17 protein-coding genes are annotated in these 17,675 nt (G+C 64.6%); 8 read left to right on the top strand and 9 right to left on the bottom strand.

What is annotated here, in order from left to right; genetic code table 11:
* Positions 1–50 precede the first annotated feature (50 nt).
* Positions 51–980, top strand: coding sequence for a LysR family transcriptional regulator (locus AC1D11_RS21945; protein ID WP_477649653.1), 930 nt, complete (start codon positions 51–53; stop codon positions 978–980).
* On the opposite strand, the gene AC1D11_RS21940 is transcribed toward AC1D11_RS21945, so the two are convergent.
* On the bottom strand, positions 940–1,464 hold the full coding sequence (locus AC1D11_RS21940) for a peroxiredoxin family protein (protein ID WP_477649652.1): 525 nt from the start codon (positions 1,462–1,464) through the stop codon (positions 940–942). The genes AC1D11_RS21945 and AC1D11_RS21940 overlap by 41 nt on opposite strands.
* Positions 1,465–1,545: 81 nt before the next feature.
* Positions 1,546–2,094: a carboxymuconolactone decarboxylase family protein gene (locus AC1D11_RS21935; protein ID WP_477649651.1), complete on the bottom strand. Its 549-nt coding sequence runs from the start codon at positions 2,092–2,094 to the stop codon at positions 1,546–1,548.
* 176 nt (positions 2,095–2,270) lie between these two features.
* Here AC1D11_RS21935 and AC1D11_RS21930 point away from each other — a divergent pair, with 176 nt between their 5' ends.
* A complete protein-coding gene (locus tag AC1D11_RS21930; protein ID WP_477649650.1) occupies positions 2,271–3,134 on the top strand; it encodes an AraC family transcriptional regulator in 864 nt (287 codons plus the stop codon).
* An 83-nt stretch (positions 3,135–3,217) separates the two neighbouring features.
* On the opposite strand, the gene AC1D11_RS21925 is transcribed toward AC1D11_RS21930, so the two are convergent.
* The 3 genes from AC1D11_RS21925 to AC1D11_RS21915 form a co-directional block, all read right to left on the bottom strand.
* On the bottom strand, positions 3,218–3,559 hold the full coding sequence (locus tag AC1D11_RS21925) for a DoxX family membrane protein (RefSeq protein WP_457281984.1): 342 nt from the start codon (positions 3,557–3,559) through the stop codon (positions 3,218–3,220).
* Between the two features lie 76 nt (positions 3,560–3,635).
* Positions 3,636–4,535 (bottom strand): SDR family oxidoreductase, encoded by a 900-nt coding sequence (locus AC1D11_RS21920; protein WP_477649649.1) that lies wholly within the window; start codon positions 4,533–4,535, stop codon positions 3,636–3,638.
* 186 nt (positions 4,536–4,721) lie between these two features.
* Complete coding sequence (locus tag AC1D11_RS21915; protein ID WP_477649648.1) at positions 4,722–5,477, bottom strand: glucose 1-dehydrogenase; 756 nt, start codon at positions 5,475–5,477, stop codon at positions 4,722–4,724.
* Between the two features lie 170 nt (positions 5,478–5,647).
* Between AC1D11_RS21915 and AC1D11_RS21910 the strand changes: the two genes are divergently transcribed.
* Positions 5,648–6,544, top strand: coding sequence for a LysR family transcriptional regulator (locus tag AC1D11_RS21910; RefSeq protein WP_477649647.1), 897 nt, complete (start codon positions 5,648–5,650; stop codon positions 6,542–6,544).
* A gap of 11 nt (positions 6,545–6,555) precedes the next feature.
* On the opposite strand, the gene AC1D11_RS21905 is transcribed toward AC1D11_RS21910, so the two are convergent.
* Complete coding sequence (locus AC1D11_RS21905) at positions 6,556–8,952, bottom strand: glucose/quinate/shikimate family membrane-bound PQQ-dependent dehydrogenase (RefSeq protein WP_477649646.1); 2,397 nt, start codon at positions 8,950–8,952, stop codon at positions 6,556–6,558.
* A 183-nt stretch (positions 8,953–9,135) separates the two neighbouring features.
* Positions 9,136–10,113 (bottom strand): LysR family transcriptional regulator, encoded by a 978-nt coding sequence (locus tag AC1D11_RS21900; protein WP_477649645.1) that lies wholly within the window; start codon positions 10,111–10,113, stop codon positions 9,136–9,138.
* Between the two features lie 143 nt (positions 10,114–10,256).
* Between AC1D11_RS21900 and AC1D11_RS21895 the strand changes: the two genes are divergently transcribed.
* Positions 10,257–11,123: an oxidoreductase gene (locus AC1D11_RS21895; RefSeq protein ID WP_457281978.1), complete on the top strand. Its 867-nt coding sequence runs from the start codon at positions 10,257–10,259 to the stop codon at positions 11,121–11,123.
* 76 nt (positions 11,124–11,199) lie between these two features.
* Here the strand turns inward: AC1D11_RS21895 and AC1D11_RS21890 are convergent, their stop codons facing one another.
* On the bottom strand, positions 11,200–12,408 hold the full coding sequence (locus AC1D11_RS21890; RefSeq protein ID WP_477649644.1) for an MFS transporter: 1,209 nt from the start codon (positions 12,406–12,408) through the stop codon (positions 11,200–11,202).
* A gap of 116 nt (positions 12,409–12,524) precedes the next feature.
* Here AC1D11_RS21890 and AC1D11_RS21885 point away from each other — a divergent pair, with 116 nt between their 5' ends.
* Positions 12,525–13,475 (top strand): LysR family transcriptional regulator, encoded by a 951-nt coding sequence (locus AC1D11_RS21885; protein WP_477649643.1) that lies wholly within the window; start codon positions 12,525–12,527, stop codon positions 13,473–13,475.
* A 20-nt stretch (positions 13,476–13,495) separates the two neighbouring features.
* Here the strand turns inward: AC1D11_RS21885 and AC1D11_RS21880 are convergent, their stop codons facing one another.
* Positions 13,496–14,398, bottom strand: coding sequence for a LysR substrate-binding domain-containing protein (locus AC1D11_RS21880; protein ID WP_477649642.1), 903 nt, complete (start codon positions 14,396–14,398; stop codon positions 13,496–13,498).
* A gap of 90 nt (positions 14,399–14,488) precedes the next feature.
* On the opposite strand from AC1D11_RS21880, the gene AC1D11_RS21875 reads away from it, so the two are divergent.
* The 3 genes from AC1D11_RS21875 (at position 14,489) to AC1D11_RS21865 (ending at position 17,614) form a co-directional block, all read left to right on the top strand.
* Positions 14,489–15,394: an N-formylglutamate amidohydrolase gene (locus AC1D11_RS21875; RefSeq protein ID WP_477651360.1), complete on the top strand. Its 906-nt coding sequence runs from the start codon at positions 14,489–14,491 to the stop codon at positions 15,392–15,394.
* Positions 15,391–16,383, top strand: coding sequence for a Bug family tripartite tricarboxylate transporter substrate binding protein (locus AC1D11_RS21870; RefSeq protein WP_477649640.1), 993 nt, complete (start codon positions 15,391–15,393; stop codon positions 16,381–16,383). The genes AC1D11_RS21875 and AC1D11_RS21870 overlap by 4 nt, the downstream gene beginning before the upstream one ends.
* Positions 16,384–16,579: 196 nt before the next feature.
* Positions 16,580–17,614 carry a porin gene (locus AC1D11_RS21865; RefSeq protein WP_477651492.1) on the top strand — a complete coding sequence of 345 codons (1,035 nt, stop codon included), beginning with the start codon at positions 16,580–16,582 and terminating at the stop codon, positions 17,612–17,614.
* Positions 17,615–17,675 lie beyond the last annotated feature (61 nt).

Raw genomic sequence — 17,675 nt, 5'->3', positions numbered from 1 at the left:
TTAAACAAAATAACTGTTAGTGATTTAAAGAACAATAAAGGCCAAAAATCATGAGCGTTGATCGCTACAGGGCGATGGAAGTCTTCACACGCGTGGTGGACCTGGGCAGCTTTACCGCAGCAGCCACCGCGCTGCACATGCCCAAAGCCCGGGTGACGACGGTGGTGCAGGAACTCGAAGCGCACCTGGGGGTGCGCCTGCTGAACCGCACCACCCGCACGCTGAGCCTGACGGACGACGGCGCGCTGTACCACCAGCGCGCACAAGCCATGGTGCAGGACATGGGCGAGCTGGAAGGCACGCTGCGCCGGGCAGTGGCCACGCCGGCCGGGCGGCTGCGGGTGGATGTCCCGGCGGCGGTGGGCCGCCACGTGATCTCACCGGCATTGCCGGAATTTTTCAAACGCTACCCCGACATGGTGCTGGAACTGGGCAGCACCGACAGGCCGGTGGACCTGGTGGCCGAAGGTGTGGACTGTGTGATTCGCGGCGGCCTGGTGCACGACGAAACGCTGGTGGCACGGCCGCTGGGCCGGCTCACGGTGGTGACCTGCGCCGCGCCTTCTTACCTCGCGAAGTACGGCACACCGCAGACCCTGGAAGACCTGGAGCAACACCGCTTCGTCAACTTTCATTCGCCCAAGACGGGACGGGTGTTCCCGTTTGAGTTTTCCAAAGGCGGCGACGCGCGGCAGATTCACCGCCCGCACTGGGTCAGCTGCAACGACGCCGACAGCCACATGGGCGCGGTGCTGGCCGGCCTGGGTTTGTCGCAGCCGCCGCTGACACGCCGCACCTGCGCGCTGCTGGCCAGCGGCGAACTGGTGCGCGTGCTGCCCGACTGGCAGCCCGAAGCGCTGCCGATGATGGTGCTGTACCCGCGCAACCGTCACCTGACGGCCAAGGTGCGCGCCTTTGCCGACTGGGTGGCCGAGGTGTTCAAGGCGGAATTCGCGGCGGGGGCGAAACTGTATTCGTGACTTCGCCAGCGGTCTCGGCAAGCAGTTGCCCTATGGCCGAACCGACGGCCAGATCGTCCAGGTGCCCGAAGTGGCTCAGCCGCAAATGGCCCTGCCTGTCGATCAGCACCAGGCTGGGTGTGCCGCGCAACTGATAGGCCGCCATGGTTTGCGGGATGGGGCCGTCCGTTGCAGGCAAGTCCGCACCAATGGGAAAACGCAGACGCTGCTCATGCACAAATACCTGCAGCGCCTCATGGTTCATCACGCGGTGATGCTCGAACACGGTGTGGATGCCGATGACGGCGACCGACGTTTCGGGAAATGCCTGGCGTATCGCTACGGCCTGCGGCAGGCCGTAACTCACGCAGGCCGGGCACAACATCTGGAAGGCGTGCATGACGATGACCTTGCCGCGCAGGGATTCGAGGGCGATGGGCGACGGTGTGTTGAGCCAGTGCGCGATGTGCCAGGCGGGTGCGAGAGAATAATTTTTGGTTTGCATGAAGGCTTTCAAAAATACTTTCAGCGCGGCCTGCATGCCGCAGATCGCGCACGTCGGGTCAAAGACCCGGGCGGCGAAGCGTCAGGCAGCGGCTCGACTCAGCTTGACGGGCGCGAAATCAACCGGCACCGCAAACGCCACATTGACGTAGTTGGTGAAAAGGTTGAGCGCCACATGCGCGAGGATTTCCACGATCTGCTCGTCGCTGAAGCCGGCCTGGCGAACGGCTTGCACATCGGCCTCGGACACATTGCCGCGTTCATTCACCAGCTTGAGTGCAAACGCCAGCACCGCAGCGGTGGCCGGGTCGGCGGATTCACCGCGCTGCGCAGCGGCCATGCTTTCAGCGCTGACGCCGGCCTTGCGGCCCAGCGCCGTGTGCGCGGCCAGGCAGTATTCGCAGGTGTTGCGGTCGGCCACTGCCACGGCGATCTGCTCGCCCAGTTTGGCGTTGATGACACCGCCCCCCAGCGCGCCGAACGAGCCCCACATGCTTTTGAGTGCGGCGGGGGAGTTGGCGACGGCCTTGAACATATTGGGCGTGGCACCGAAGGCTTGGGTGACCTGATCGAGCAGGGCTTTGCGATCGGCGGAGGTGGCGTTACGGTCGATCAATGGAATGCGTGACATGTGAAGTCCTTTGGAGATTGAAGAGTCGTGGTTGAGGGATGACATTTCGCGCGGCGGGGCTTGTGGGTGCGCTCGCTGCACAGGAAGAAGTTTCGCGCGACAATCAGGACTTATTGGATGAATTCGTCCATCAAATCATCCTTACCGTCCAATCAAGTCTCAACGCCAGCCCACACATGACCACGCCCTCCGAAGGAATTGACCGGCTTTCCGGCCTGATGGAACGCTTTCGCGTGCGGGCCCACATGTTTCACAACGGGCCGCTGTGCGGCGTGACACGCTTCACGCCAGAGGCCGGGCTGGGCTTTTTGCACGTGATGCGCCGCGGGACCATGGTGGTGACGCACCGCGCGGCAACGGGTGCGCCCAGGCGAGTGAAGGTGAGCGAGCCCAGCCTGGTGTTTTACCCGCGGCCGCTGGCGCACGACTTTCACAATGCGCCGGTGGAGGGCGCTGATTTCACCTGCGCAACGCTGGCATTCGACGGGGGCGCCAGCCACCCGCTGGCACGTGCGCTGCCGGCCCTGGTGGTATTGCCGCTGGCGCGCGTACCGGGGCTGGAGCACACGCTGGCCCTGCTGTTTGCCGAGACCGCGCAGGTGCGCTGCGGCCAGCGGCTGCTGGCCGACCGATTATTTGAGGTGTTGCTGCTGCAACTGCTGCGCTGGCTGCTGGACCACCCGGAGGAAGGCAACGCACCCAAGGGTCTGCTGGCCGGGCTGGCCGAACCGCGACTGGCGCGTGCACTGGCGGCGGTGCATGAAAACCCGGGCCATGCGTGGAGCCTTGAGCGCCTGGCGCAATCGGCCGGCATGTCGCGCAGTGCGTTTGCACCGTTGTTCAAACAAAAAGTGGGGCAAACGCCCGCGGACTACCTGGCGACGTGGCGGCTGGCCATTGCCCAGGCCGAGCTGCGCAACGGCCAATCACTCAAGGCCATTGCCGCGCAGCTGGGATATGCCAATGCGTCGGCGCTGTCGCGGCTTTTTGTGCAGAAGACCGGTGTCTCGCCGCGTGAATGGGCCAAGACGGCGGTGTAGCGCGAGGGTGGGTTCGGCATGCAGACGCTACCAAAAAGATAACTACACGGCAGTGCACTGATTGAGCTGCAAGCCAATTTCACTTAAAACTCACGCGACACTGAAGCCAACAGCACAAAGCCGCCCGCCAGCGCAATGTTCTTGAAGAAATGCAGCAGCTGGTTGCGCAGCGCTTGCGGTGTGGCGGCCCAGAAGCCGTGCGCGATGAACGCATCGACCACGAGAAAAGCCGCGGCGGCCAGCGCGAACCAGCGCACCTGCCAGCCGAATGCCAGCGCCAGGCCGGCGGCGACTTCGACTGCGCCTATGGCGGCGGCTGTGTAGTTGCGCAGCCGTACGGATTCGATGAAGTGCGAAGCGCCCGGGCCGATAAAGGCCAGGGCCATGAGGATGCGGGCGAGAGCGAGGACGACAGCGGGTTGCATGGTGAAGCTCCTGAAAATCAATGGTGAAGAGGCACCACACGGCCCGGGCTCAAGCCGGACCGTGTGATGAAGGCCATCAAGCCGTGCGGCGCACCACCGGTTTGAGCATGTCGGCGATGCCGATGCGGTGGGCGAACGCTTCGCGCACGCGTTCGGCCACCACGGTGACTTCACCGGCGCCGTCGTCGATGAAGTCGGTCACCGAGCGGAAAGGGCGCGTGCCGGCGGGCAGGCCGACGATGCGGGTGATGTCGTCGGCCACGGCTTGCGGGTCGGCGTGGTCGGGGCTCAGCGCCGAGAGGCGTTCGCCGACCTTGTCCATGACACCGTCGTAGCGCGCGTAAGCAGCCGTGACCGCTTCGTCGGCCGGCTTGCCAGCGCTGGGGAAGTGCGCCGTGCCTTTGGTGAAGGCGCCGGGCACCACGATGGAGGTCTCGATGCCGAAGCGGGCGAGCTCGTACGACATGGTCACGGCCATCGAATCCATCGCAGCCTTGGCGGCAGCGTAAGGGCCGAGGAAAGGCGGAAAGCCGCCGCGCACCGTGCTGCTGCTGACCCACAGCACCAAGCCAGCTTCGGCCTTGCGCATCGCCGGCAACACAGCGCGGTTCACGCGCTGGCTGCCCAGGAAGTTGGTGTCCAGCACCTTGACGATTTCTTCGGGCGTGTAGGCCTCGGCGGGCCCGACCACCAGGTGGCCGGCGTTGTGCACGATGACGTCCAGGCGACCTTGCTCGGCCATGATGTGCGCCACGGCGGCGTCTGCGGAAGCTTGCGACAGCACGTCGAGCTCAACAGCACGCAGATCGAAGCCGTTGGCAAAACTCCAATCGCGCAGCTCACGCACCTTGGGTGCGTTGCGGCCCTGGATGTCGCGCATGCTGGCGTAGACGGTGTGGCCGGCCTGGGCCAGTGAGCGGACGGTGAGGTGGCCGATGCCGGTGGATGCACCGGTGACCAGGATGACGGATTTCATGATGTGTGTCTTTCTGGAAAGGGTTTGAAAAAGGTTGTTAATGAATCGGTATTGATATGTGGGGAAAGCACGTGAAGATTTCGTAGCGAGCGAGCCGAGGTTGGGTTGAGCACCGGAGCCGTACACCCGTACGGCGAGGAGCGCAGGCCCAAGATCGGTTCGCGCAGTAGAAAGATTCGCGTGCTTTCAGACGACGCCACCATTCGCACGCAACGTCTGGCCGTTGACCCAGGCCGCGTTGTCGCTCACGAGGAAAGCAACCGCACTGGCGATGTCCTCCGGCGTGCCCAGGCGTTCGAGCGGCGCCATCTTGGACATGCGCTCAATCGTCTCGGGCGTTTTGCCGTTGAGGAAAAGCGCAGTGGCCGTAGGGCCGGGAGCAATCGCGTTGATGCGGATGTTTTTGCCGCGCAGCTCTTTGGCCATGATGTTGGTGAAGGTTTCCACCGCGCTCTTGGTGGCGCCGTAGACCGCGTAGCCGGGCAGGGCCAGGCCGATCACGCTGGTCGAGAAGTTGACGATGCGCCCACCGGGCTGCAGGCGCGCGGCGGCTTCGCGCAGGGCGTTGAATGTGCCCTTGACGTTGACGGCGAAGAGGCGGTCAAAGGTGTCGTCGTCGGTGTCGGCCAGCGCCGGCAGGCTGGGCGGCATGATGCCGGCGTTGTTGATGAGCACGTCGACGCGGCCGAAGGCCTGGATGCTGTCGTCGAACAGCTGCCTGACGGCGGCGGAACTGGCGACGTCGGCCTGCACGGCAACGGCCTGGCCGCCGCTGGCCATGATGGACTGCACAACGGCCTGGGCTTCTTCAGCCTGGCCGGCATAGTTGATGACGACGGCGTAGCCCTCTTGTGCCAGGCGCCGGGCGACGGCCGCGCCTATGCCGCGCGAGGCGCCGGTGACGATGGCCACCTGGGTGGCGTTGTTGCTGGAAGCGGTCATTTGAAACTCCTGATGGTTAAAAGTGGGTTGGTTCTGACCGCCCGGGGTGCTGCGTGTGGTGTGCGCCTTTGGTGAGTCAGTGAAGGTATTGTTCTATTCAATCTACATACGATAAATACCGTAAAATTGCCATCACTGTTCAATAATCACCAACAATAAAAGCACGCGTTATGGACCGTTTTCATTCGATGCAGCTGTTCACCCGCATCGTCGAGCTGGGCAGTTTTACGAAGGCGGCCGACGACCTGCTGCTGCCGCGCGCCACGGTGACGCATGCGGTGCAGCAGCTTGAAAAACGCCTGGGCGCGCGGCTGTTGCAGCGCACGACGCGGCATGTCAGCCCCACGCAGGACGGCGCGGCATATTACGAGCGCTGCCTGCGCCTGTTGACCGACCTGGAGGAAGCCGAGTCGGCCTTTGTCAACACGGGCAGCAAGCCGCGCGGCAAGCTGCGGGTGGATTTGCACGGCACGCTGGCCAAGCATTTTTTGCTGCCGGTGATTGGTGATTTTTTTGAGCGCTACCCGGACATCGAGCTGGAGATCGGCATGGGCGACCGGCTGGTGGACCTGGTGCGCGAGGGAGTGGACTGCGTGCTGCGCGTGGGCGAGCTGGCCGAGTCCAGCATGGTGGGGCGGCGCGTGGCCTTGCTCGAACAGGTGACCTGCGCGAGCCGCGAATACCTGGACAAACACGGCACGCCCGAGACGCTGGAGGCGCTGCGCGGCCACCGCGCGGTGAATTTTTTATCCAGCCGCACCGGCAAGGCGCTGCCCTTTGACTTCATCGTGGACGGTGCGCCGCGTCAGGTGCAGCTCAAGGGCCCGGTCGCGGTGACGGACGCCGACGCCTACAAAGCCTGCTGCGCCGCGCACTTGGGTTTTATCCAGGTGCCGCGCTACCACCTGGCCGCGCAACTTGAAGCGCGCACACTGGTGGAAGTGCTGGCCGCTTTCCGGCCCGCGCCCATGCCGGTGTCGGTGCTGTACCCGCATCACCGGCAACTGTCACCGCGCGTGCGCGTGTTCGTGGATTGGGTTGCCGACGTCATGAGCCGGGCCGGATAGGAGCGGCTCAACTAGCGCGGCAACGCATAAGCCCGCACATAGTCCCCCGCACGCGTCCCCAGTGACCCATGACCGCCGGCCACTACCAGCAGGTATTGCCGGCCATCTGCACCGGTGTAGGTCATGGGGGTGGCCTGGCCGCCGGCGGGCAGGCGGCTCTTCCAGATTTCCTTGCCGGTGTTCACGTCGTAGGCACGCACGTAGTAGTCGAGCGTGCCGGACAGGAAGGCGACGCCGCCCGCCGTGGTCAGCGGCCCGCCGAGGTTGGGAACGCCCATGCGGAAGGGCAGGGGCACGGGCGCGAGGTCGCGCACGGTGCCGTTTTTATGCTGCCAGGCAACCGCGCCCGTGGTCAAGTCGGCGCCGGCCACATAACCCCAGGGTGGCGCCTGGCACGGAATGCCCAGCGGCGACACAAACGCGCTGAGCTTGACGGCAAAAGGCGCGCCGAAATTTTCATTGAGCGAGGGCAGGCTGCCTTCCGGCCGCTCCTTGCCCTGCACAAGGAGGCTGGTGTCGTCCGTGCGCGGCACGAGTCTGGAAACAAAGGCCAGATAGGTCGGCGTGGCGAAGACCATCTGCCGCTCCGGGTCCACCGCCACACCACCCCAGTTGAACACGCCGAAGTTGCCGGGATAGATCAGCGAGCCCTGCGTGGAAGGCGGCGTGAAGCGGCCTTCATAACGCAGCCGGTGAAAAGCAATGCGGCAATAGAGCTGGTCGAACAGGGTGGCGCCCCACATGTCGCGCTCCGTCAGCGGCGGCGGGTTGAATGACAGCGCCGAATTCGGTTGCGTGGGCGCGGTGCGGTCGCCCTGCGCAGCGCCCTGCGGTGCCGGTGTTTCCACCACGGGCAAAAGCGGTGTGCCGGTGCGGCGGTCCAGCACAAAGATCTCGCCCTGCTTGGTGGGCTGGACCAGCGCGGGCACCCGGTTGCCGCCCACGGTGAGGTCTACCAGGCTGGGCTGGGCCGGCACGTCGTAGTCCCACAGGTCGTGGTGCACGGTCTGGAAGTTCCAGCGCACCTTACCGGTGGCCAGGTCCAGCGCGACGACGGACGACGAATACGTTTCCACCGCGGGGCTGCGCTGGCCGCCCCACTGGTCGGGCGGCTGGTTGCCCAGCGGCACATAGACCATGCCCAGTGTTTCGTCGACGCTGGAAATGGACCAGCTGTTCGGTGAATTGGCGGTATAGGTTTGCCCTGCCGCAATCGGAGCAGTGGCGTCGGGCTTGCCCGAGTCCCAGTTCCAGACCAGCGCGCCGGTGTTGATGTCGTACGCGCGGATCACGCCGGACTGCTCTTTGGTGGAAACGTTGTCGAGCACCGTACCGCCCACGATGATGAGCTTTGATGTGACCACCACCGGTGAGGTGGAGTAATAAGCGCCGGGCTTTTGGTTGGGCATGCCGGCCCAGAGATCGATCTGCCCCTTGCCGCCGCCGAAAGAGGGGCAGACCTTTCCGGTGTCGGGGTTCAAGGCAATCACGCGGCCGTCTGCCGTGGGCATGAACAGTTTGGCCGGGCAGTCGGTGGACGCGGCGGCAACTGTCGCAGTCGCAGCGGCAGGCGGCTGGTAAGACAGGCCGCGGCAGGTCAGGTGCTGCAGTGCGAGCTTGCCCTGGACCTCGGGATTAAAGCGCCAGGCTTCCGCGCCGGTGGTAGCGTCCAGCGCAATGACGGACTGGTGCGGTGTGCACAGGAAAAGCCGGTTGCCCACTTTCAGCGGCGTCACCTCGAAGGTAGTTTCTGCCGGGTCACCAGGCTGGCCACGCATGTCACCGGTTCGGTACTGCCACGCCAGCCCCAGGTTTTCCACGTTGTCGGGGGTGATCTGGCTGAGCGGCGAATACCGCTGCCCTTGGCCCGTACGCCCATAGGCATGCCATTCGCCGGCGGGCACGGCATCAGCCGTGCCCGCGGCCGATGTGCCGGTGGGCGGCAGCGGCAACATGCCCGTCACGCGGTTGGCATCATGCAGCCAGGTCGCCACCGAGGCGATGAAGAAGAGTGCCAGCGCGGCACCCAGCGCCCACTGGCCGGCGCGCACGCCGGATTGCCCCGGCGCTTCGGACTGCATGGCACGGGCAAGCATGGGGGTGAGCAGGAAGAGGCCAATGAGAAATGGCACCCCCCCGCGCGCAGCCAGCGGCCACCAGTCAAGCCCACCTTCCCACAACGCCCATGCCAGTGTGCCCACCAGCAGGAGCGCGTAGGTCCACAGCGCTATCGGTCCGTACTGGATCAACAGCACGCCCGTCAACACAAATGCGAGGCCGGCCACCAGGTAATACCAGGAGCCTCCCAGCACCACCAGCCAGATGCCCGGCAAGGCCAGTATCAGTCCGATCAGCACGAGCACCAGGCCGGTGAAAAAGGCGGAGCGAAGGCGCGAGATAGCTGACACTTTTTATTCTTCCTGATGCGTCCGTACAGGCTCCCAATTTATTCCCGCATTCGCCCGCCGCGCGTCAGCCGTGGGCTAACGCAGCTGTAGGCGACGCCAAGAAAACGGCTGCGCGCAAACGGCTGGATAAGAAAGATACAGAAAGAGATGTCTGTGCGGCGCTGATGCTGTGGCACCCGCGCGTCAGCCGGCCGCGCGGGCGCGGCGCGTTTTTCGCGCGGCGGCATGGGGCCGCAGTTCATGCGGCTCCAGGTAAAACTGCGTGTTGCCGACCAGCCGCTCCACCGCCAGGTCGATGAATGCCCGCGCACGGGCCGGCTGCGCGCTGCGGCTGCCGTAATAGACATAGAGGCCGAGATGCTCGGTGACATGCTGCGTCAGCAGCGGCACCAGCCGGCCGGCGCGCACCAGCGGCGCAGCGGTGGCACCGATCAGCTGGCCGATGGCCTGGCCGGCCACGACAGCGCGGGCTTCAAGGTCCACGTCATTGGTGAGGAAGGACGCGGCGACGGTACGGGCCACCACTTCTTCACCCACCTTGAACTCCCAGGGCATGGTCTTGCCGGTGCCCGTGTGGTGAAAGCCCGTGCAGCGGTGCCCGGCCAGGTCTTCGATGGTCTGGGGCGCGCCATGCTGCGCGATGTAGGCGGGTGACGCGCACACCACCAGTTGCAGCGGCAGGATGCGGCGCGAGATGATGCCGCCCGCTGGCGGCGCGCCGGCGCGAAAGCCGACGTCGACGCGGTCTTCCACCCAGTTGCCGATGCGGTCGTCCATCTGGATGTGCGGGTCCACCTGCGGATAACGGCGGCAGTATTCCTCGAGCACGGGCCACAACACCTCGAGCATGATGGAACGCGGCGCGACGATGCGCAGCGGCCCGGCGATTTCTTGGCGGGTGCGGCGCGCGCCCTGCAACGCCCGCTGCAGCGTCGAAAGGCCGGGCTGCGCGGCCTGCAGGAACTGCTCGCCTTCTTCGGTGAGGCTCAGGCTGCGCGTGGTGCGGTGAAAGAGGCGCACCCCCAGGTGCTGCTCAAGCTGGACCAGCGCCTGGCTGGCGGCCTGCGGCGTGATGGCCTGTGCGGCGGCGGCCTGGCGCAGGCTACCGAGTTCAGCAGCTTTGACGAAAGTGGAAACGGCGCGCAATTCATTGAAGGCCATGGCGGCTCCTGGCGGTTTTACGGGGAGCAAGCCCCTCATTGTCATGATTAGCTTGATTATGAACTCACCGATTGTGGGCTATTCAACACTTAATCAAAAACCTACATTGCCCTCCTCAGCAACATTTTTTTAGGGGCAAGACCATGAATGCAAAGACTGACTTCAAGCGTATCTGGATGATCACCGGCGCGGCGCGCGGCATTGGCGCCCGCATTGCCGAAGCGGCGTTGGCGCACGGTAACGCGGTGGTGGCGACTTCGCGCGATGCCGCCTCAGTGCAAAAAAGATTTCCCGCGAGCGATGCACTCCTGGCATTGCCGCTGGATGTGACCGACGAAGCACAGGCGGCGGCCGCCGTGCAAGCCGCGTTGGCACGTTTTGGCCGCATCGATGTGCTGGTCAACAACGCGGGCTACGGCCTGCTGGGCGCGGTGGAAGAAGCCACTGGCGACGAGGTGCGGCGCCTGTACGAGACCAATGTGTTCGGCCTGCTGAGCGTGACACGCGCGGTGCTGCCGTCCATGCGTGCGCGCCGCAGCGGCCACGTCATCAACATCTCGTCGCTGGGTGGTTACCAGTCGGGCCCGGGCTTTGGCGTTTACTGCTCGACCAAGTTTGCGGTGGAAGGCCTGACAGAAGCTCTGCACGGCGAACTGGCGCCGCTGGGCATTCACGTCACCAGCGTGGAGCCGGGTTACTTTCGCACCGACTTCCTGGACAACGCCTCGCTGGCAGTGTCGCCACGCATTCTGGACGACTACGCCCAAAGCGCAGGCAGGGTGCGCGAAGCTGCCACAGAGATCAACCACAACCAGGCGGGCGACCCGCTGCGCCTGGCGCAAGCGATGCTGAAGTTGGTGGAGGCCGACACCCCACCGCTGCGCCTGCCGATGGGCACCGACACGCTGAAGGTCATTGCAGACAAACATGCGTTTGTGGAGGCCGAGGTAAAGACGTGGAAGGCGCTGTCGGCTTCGACGGATTACACGCGGGAAGAGCTGGCCGCCTGAGCGTTGTCTTGTGGATGAAAAAGGCCTCTCGAGAGGCCGTTTTTTTTGCGGCGAAGTACCGGAACGGTATTCAGCGTCAGGCGGCGCAAGGAGCATACTTTTTGGCAGGCCACATCCGCACCACCAGTGCTGCCGCACCTGACACCGCGGCCATCACGCACACGCCCTGCCAGCCGGCGTGCGCCAGCACCATGCTGCCGAGCCACGCACCGCCGGCCATGCCGCTGAACATGCCGATGAACAGAACCGCATTGAGCCGGCTGCGCGCGGCGGGTTCAATGCCGTAGACGATGGTCTGGTGAGCAATCAGCGCGGCCTGCGCGCCCAGGTCAAACACCACTGCGCCCAAGGCAATAAGCCACAGCTGGTTAGGTCCCAGGGCCATGGCGATGAAGGCCGCGACGACCAGCGCGGCGCCCAGCCGGGTGACGACTTCAGGGCCTTTGCTGTCGGCGATGCGGCCGGCCAGCGGCGCGGCTAGCGCACCGGCGGCACCGGCCAGGCCGAAGGCGCCGGCGCCGCCGCTGCCCAGGTTGAAGGGCTCGGCGTGCAGCATGATGGCCAGCGTGGACCAGAAGGCGCTGAAGCCGATGCTGATCAGGCCCTGCGCGACGGCCGCGCGGCGCAGCGCGCCGTGGCGCTTCCACAGCGTGGCAAGCGAGCCGAGCAACGCCAGGTAGGGCAGCTGCGTGGTGGGTACAAAGCGCGGCAGGTGCCGCCACACCGCCACGCCCAGCAGCGCAATGCTGAGGGCCGCGGCCACGAACATGCTGCGCCAGCCGAGCTGCTCGGCCACGACGCCGGCCACCACACGCGACAGCAGGATGCCCAGCAGCAGGCCGGTCATCACGGTGCCGACGGTTTTGCCGCGATGGGCTTCGGGTGCGAGTGTGGCGGCAGCCGGCACGATGTCTTGCGCCAGCGTGGCCGCAAGACCGATCGCGAGGCTGGCCAGTGCGAGCACCGCCACGGACGGCGCGGCGGCGGCGAGCAGCAACGCCAGCACCAGAGCAGCGGCCTTGCCGAGGATGATGCGCCGGCGGTCATAGCGGTCGCCCAGCGGCGCCAGTAGCCCGATGCCCAGCGCGTAACCGAGCGTTGTCAGTGTGGGCACCAGGCCGATGGCGGCGGGGGTGGACTTGAATTCCACAAGCAGCAAGGCCAGCATGGGCTGGCTGTAATAGAGCGAAGCCGCGGCCAGGCCGGCACCGGTGGCGAGCAGGAGAATCAATGGGAACGGCAAGCCGGGCCCGGTTTGGTCATGCGTATTAGCTGTAGAAGTCATGAGGAAAATCCCGATTTGAGGCAGGACGCGAGTATGTGGGCGGGGTTTTGCGCTGTGAAGACTGCTATTGGGCACAATGGTCATACGTAAAACGCATAAGCAACTTGGGACACCTCATGAAAACCGCGCCAGACCGGATCGAACTCATGCAGACCTTTGTGCGCATCGTGGAGGCGGGCAGCCTGTCGGCCGCCGCAGCGCAGATGAACGCCACGCAACCCACAGTCAGCCGGCGCCTTCAGGCGCTGGAACGTTCGCTGGGCCTGAAGCTGCTGCAGCGCTCCACCCACGCGATGAAACTGACGGAGGGCGGCGAGCGCTGCTTTGCCCGTGCCAAGGAGCTGCTGGGCAACTGGGGGGCTTTTGAGGCCGACCTGCGCGGCACCCAGGAAGTGGCGGAAGGCACGCTGCGCGTGGTGGTGCCGCATGCGCTCGGCCAGCAGCAGCTGGTGGGGCCGGTGGTCGACTATTTGCGGCGCCACGAGCGCGTCACGGTGGAGTGGCTGCTGCATGACGGCACACCCGACTTCATCACGCAGGGCATCGACTGCGCGGTGCACGTGGGCGCGGTGGAAGATCCTTCGCTGGTGGCCGTGAAGATTGCCGAAGTCCGGCGCATCGTGGTGGCCGCACCTTCCCTGCTGCAAGACAAGCCGCTGCCGATGCATCCAGCCGATCTGCAGGCCCTGCCCTGGCTGGCGCTGCAAACCTTCTACCGCAACGAGGTGGCGCTGATCCGCCGCCATGCCGACCAGCGCCGCGAAGAGCACCGCTTTGCGATACGGCCGCGCCTGGGCACGGACAGCCTGTTTGCCCTGCGCAACGCCACGCTGCTGGGCCTGGGCGCAAGCATCGCTTCGATCTGGCTGGTGGCGGGCGACGTGGCCGAAGGCAGGCTGCTACACCTGGCGCCGCAGTGGTGTGCCGAGCCCCTGCCGGTCTACCTGATCTACCCCTATTCGAACTTTTACCCGGCCAAGTTGCGCCGCTTTATCGAAGCGCTGCGCGGGGGGCTGCCCAAGGGCATGGGCCTGCCGGCCCGCGAGGACGGGGCCGGCGCAGCCTGATCGCTGCGCCTGTCGAGAGGTCAGGCGCAGGCCGTGTTGCCGGCCTGCTCTTGCAGCCATGAGGCAAACGCTTCAACGGCGCGATTGCTGTGGGCCGCAGCTGATCGTTGGCAAAGGTAATACCCGCGCGCGATCAGGACCCGGGTGTCGAAGGGCAGGACCAGCTTGCCGCTTTCGAGTTCGCTCTCGATGAGGCACGGCTGGATGACGATGGCTCCCATGCCGGCGCATGCCGCGACGATGAGGTTGTTGCCCAGATCGAACCCCGGGCCCAATACTGGCTTGGGCTGCTTTAAACCTGCACCCTCCATCCACACGGCCCAGTTGTCGGGGTAGTTGATGTGATGAAGAAGGGTATGTGCGGCGAGATCCCGCGGATGCTGAATGCTTCGCGCAAGTGCGGGCGTGCAGGCGGGCGTGATCTCGTTGCCCAGCAGATAGCGTCCGCGGATACCGCGTGGCCACCTACTTCCGGCACGCCTGAGCGCGATCCACAGGTCCACGTCGTCGCGTTTGAAGTCTTCGTCGAAATGGAATTGGCGCAGCTCCACCTCGACGTTGGGGTTCAAGGACTTGAATTGCGCGAGCCTGGGGACCAGCCAGCGCGTTCCGAGGGTTGGTATGACGCTCACCCGCACTTTGCGTTGCGATGAAGCACCTCCGAACTGGGTAACGGCCGCCTCCAGCCCGGCGACATGGGTTTCGACCAGCTTCTGGAATTCGCGCCCGCGGGCCGTGGGCACAACGCCGGCCTGCTGGCGTTCGAACAGGCTGCAGCCGAGCCGTTGCTCCAGGCGCAGGATGGCCTGGCTGACGGCGCCCTGCGTGACAGAGAGAACTTCCGCCGCGCGGCGAAAACTCCCCAGCTGGCAGACCCCGAGAAACGCATGCAGTTCAGCCAGCGACGGCGACTTGAATTTCATGGCCCTATTAGATCATCTAATCAGCAGCTTTGAAATTGTCGTTTGTCGCGCGGTACTCGCGGCGCCACACTACCGGCCATGAGCCAAGCCATGAAGAATCAAGCCGCATCCCGCGCCGAACCCGTCAAGGTCGTCCGACCCGCCGTTGACCCCATTGCACTGGTATGTGACTCTCCGCACAGCGGAACCTACTATCCGCAAGACTTCGATTTCTCCATTGAATTGCAGCAACTGCGGCAATGCGAAGACACGCTGATCGAGCAGCTTTGGGACACCGCACCGCTGGTCGGCGCGACACTGGTGCACGCGACGTTTCCGCGCAGCTACATCGACCCCAACCGCAGCGAGGACGACATCGACCTTGCGATGCTGGACGGAGAGTGGGCTGAGCCGGTGGCCCCTTCGCAACCCTGCCTGCGGCTGGGTAACGGCCTGGTGTTCAGCAAGACGCCGACGCTACAGCCGATCTATAACCGCCGGCTTCATGCCAGCGAAATCAAACACCGGATTGAAAGCTGCTGGCGGCCGTATCGCCATGCGCTAGAGGACGCGCTGGCCCATTCAAGCACCCTGCAGGGTGCACGGTGGCACCTCAACCTTCATTCCATGCCAAGCAACGCGTATGTGCGCCTGGGGTTGCCGGACAAGCCGCTGGCCGACATCGTGCTGGGCAACCTGCACGGGGCAAGCTGCAGCCCGGCTTTCGCGGACTTCGTCGGGGAGGAGTTCAGGCGGCAAGGCTATACCGTCGCGCTGAATGATCCTTACGCAGGGCAGGACCTGGTGCGCGCCTTTGGCCGGCCCGCACACGGACAGCACAGCCTGCAGATCGAGATCAACAGGTCTCTCTACCTCAACGAAACAACACGCGAGCCGAAGCGGCAGTTTCCTGAACTCAAGAAGCGCATTCACCTGGTGCTGCAGGCCATCGCGGGGTACATCAGGGAAGAAACAACTCACCCGAAACGCCACGTCAACATCAAGGACACAGCATGAACATCGTTAGGAGCCGCCGCGGCTTCCTGGGCATTGCGGCCAGTGCGGCAGGCGTGGTGGCCTGCCCGGCATTCAGCCAGCCGCAGGCTTACCCGAGCCGTCCCATTACCCTCATCGTGCCGTTCCCGCCGGGCGGGGCGGTGGACATCTCCGCACGCGCAATGGCCGACAAACTGGGCAGGCTGCTGGGCCAGCCGGTCGTGATCGACAACAAGGCCGGCGCAGGTGGCGCCATTGGCACCGGCATTGTTGCAAAGGCCGCGCCCGATGGCTATACGCTGGTCGTCACTTCGCAGTCGACCCATGTGGTCAACCCCGCGGTATCGCCCAACCTGCCTTATGACGCAGTGAACGATTTCGCCTACATCACGCTGATCGACAGGCTGCCGAACGTGCTGGTCGCCAGCGCCAAGCTCCCGGTCAAGACCTTTGCCGAATTTGTACGCTACGCCAAGGCCAACCCCGGCAAATTGAACTACGCATCGTCGGGCAATGGCTCGGTGGCACACCTGAGCATGGAGCTGCTCAAGTCGAAGCTGGGCCTGTTCATCACGCACATTCCCTACCGGGGCGCCGGACCGGCACTGACGGACCTGCTCTCGGGGCAAGTCCAGCTGACCTGGAACAACCTGCCCTCCAACCTGGCCATGCTGCAGAGCGGAAGCCTGCGCGCACTGGCCGTCGCCTCGCCGCTGCGCGCACCGCAGTTGCCGGACGTTCCCACCTTCGACGAACTCAAGCTGCCCGACCTGAACCTCACGTCGTGGACGGGGCTGGCAGCGCCGGCAAAAACGCCGGAGGCCATCATCCAGAAACTCTACGACGCGGTACGCACCATTCTTCGCGACAAGGACACGCTGGAAGCCTGGCGCAAACGCGGCGCAATGCTGCCCGAGAACGTGCGGCCAGCCGAGTACCGGCAGGAAGTCATTCAACGCATCCGGTTCTTCAAGGATGTCGCCCAAGCCAACAAGATTGTTCTGGAATAACCGCGCATGAACCTTCACCACCCCACCACGCTGCCGCAGCCAGACGGTTGACGCGCACGTCCACGACCCTGTGCCCTGTGAATTTGCTGCCCTGTTGAAGACGATGTCTTCTCAGGCCTGGGCGAACTTTGCCCGTGAATACCCCCGCCGCGGTGATTGATCTCCCGCTATCTATAAAAGCCTTGAGGAGTGAGGAATGAATTACAAGATGATCTGCCTGGCAGCGGTTGCCGCCGGTGCAATAACCCCTGTTACTGCGCTGGCGCAAAGCACGGTGACGATCTACGGGAAGATGGACACGAGCTTTGAGAACTCGAAGACCGGCTCTGTCACTCAGACTTTGATCACGGGCAACGCGTCCCGGTTCGGCTTCAAGGGAACCGAGGACCTGGGCGGAGGGCTCAAGGCCTTCTTCGGGATCGAGGCCGCCATCTCTTCCGACACCGGAGCGACGACCTCGCCGATGTACCGCAATTCGTTCGTGGGATTAGGTGGCGACTTCGGTGTGGTCAACATCGGCCGCATCGACTCGGGCGCACCCAGCCGCACGCCCATCTACGCGATCCTGGGCCGCAACGTGGAATACGTCATCCACGACGCCGGCGCCACCGCGATTGGCTCCTCCATCTTTAACGCGCGCACACGTGTTTCGAACGCCATCGGCTACGCCAGCCCGGTGATCAGCAACTTTGTTTTCCGGGCCGGCCATTACTTCAACGGTGAAGGCCTGCCGGAAACCCCGGCCGGCCCGGTCCGCTTTGAGAGCGATTACAAGCAGACCGACGTCTCGCTGAGCTACGGTGAAGGCGGCGGCCCGCTGGGCCTGGGCGTCGGCTACGGGACGGACAGCAAACGCGGGGGTGCCTTGCTCAATGATTTCAAGAACAAGTGGATGCTGGTGGGCTCCTACGACTTCGGTGATATCCGGGCCTGGGCGGTCTACAACCGTGACAACTTTCAGGGCAATGCGCTGTCGCGCAGCAAGGTGGATGCACAGATGATTGGCGCCTCCTGGGACATCACGCCCAGCAGCAAGGTCATGGCCAACTACATCCGCAAGGATGTGCAGAGCGACCCTGCGGGCAAGCTCAAGCGCTTCCAGGCGGGCTACTCCTACAAGATGAGCAACCGCACTTCGCTGTACGGCTTTTATGACCGCACGGACCCGAACAACCGGGTTGCCAATGACGTGATCCGTGTTTACGGCGTGGGCATTCAGCACAACTTCTGAGCGCCAGGAGCTGGCGTAACTAGCTGATACGCAAAGCCCGCCTCCGGCGGGCTTTTGTCAT

The organism is Polaromonas sp. P1_E11, from assembly GCF_056405995.1.
Note: the sequence above shows the minus strand (reverse complement) of the source record. Positions and strands in the feature narration are given on the sequence as shown.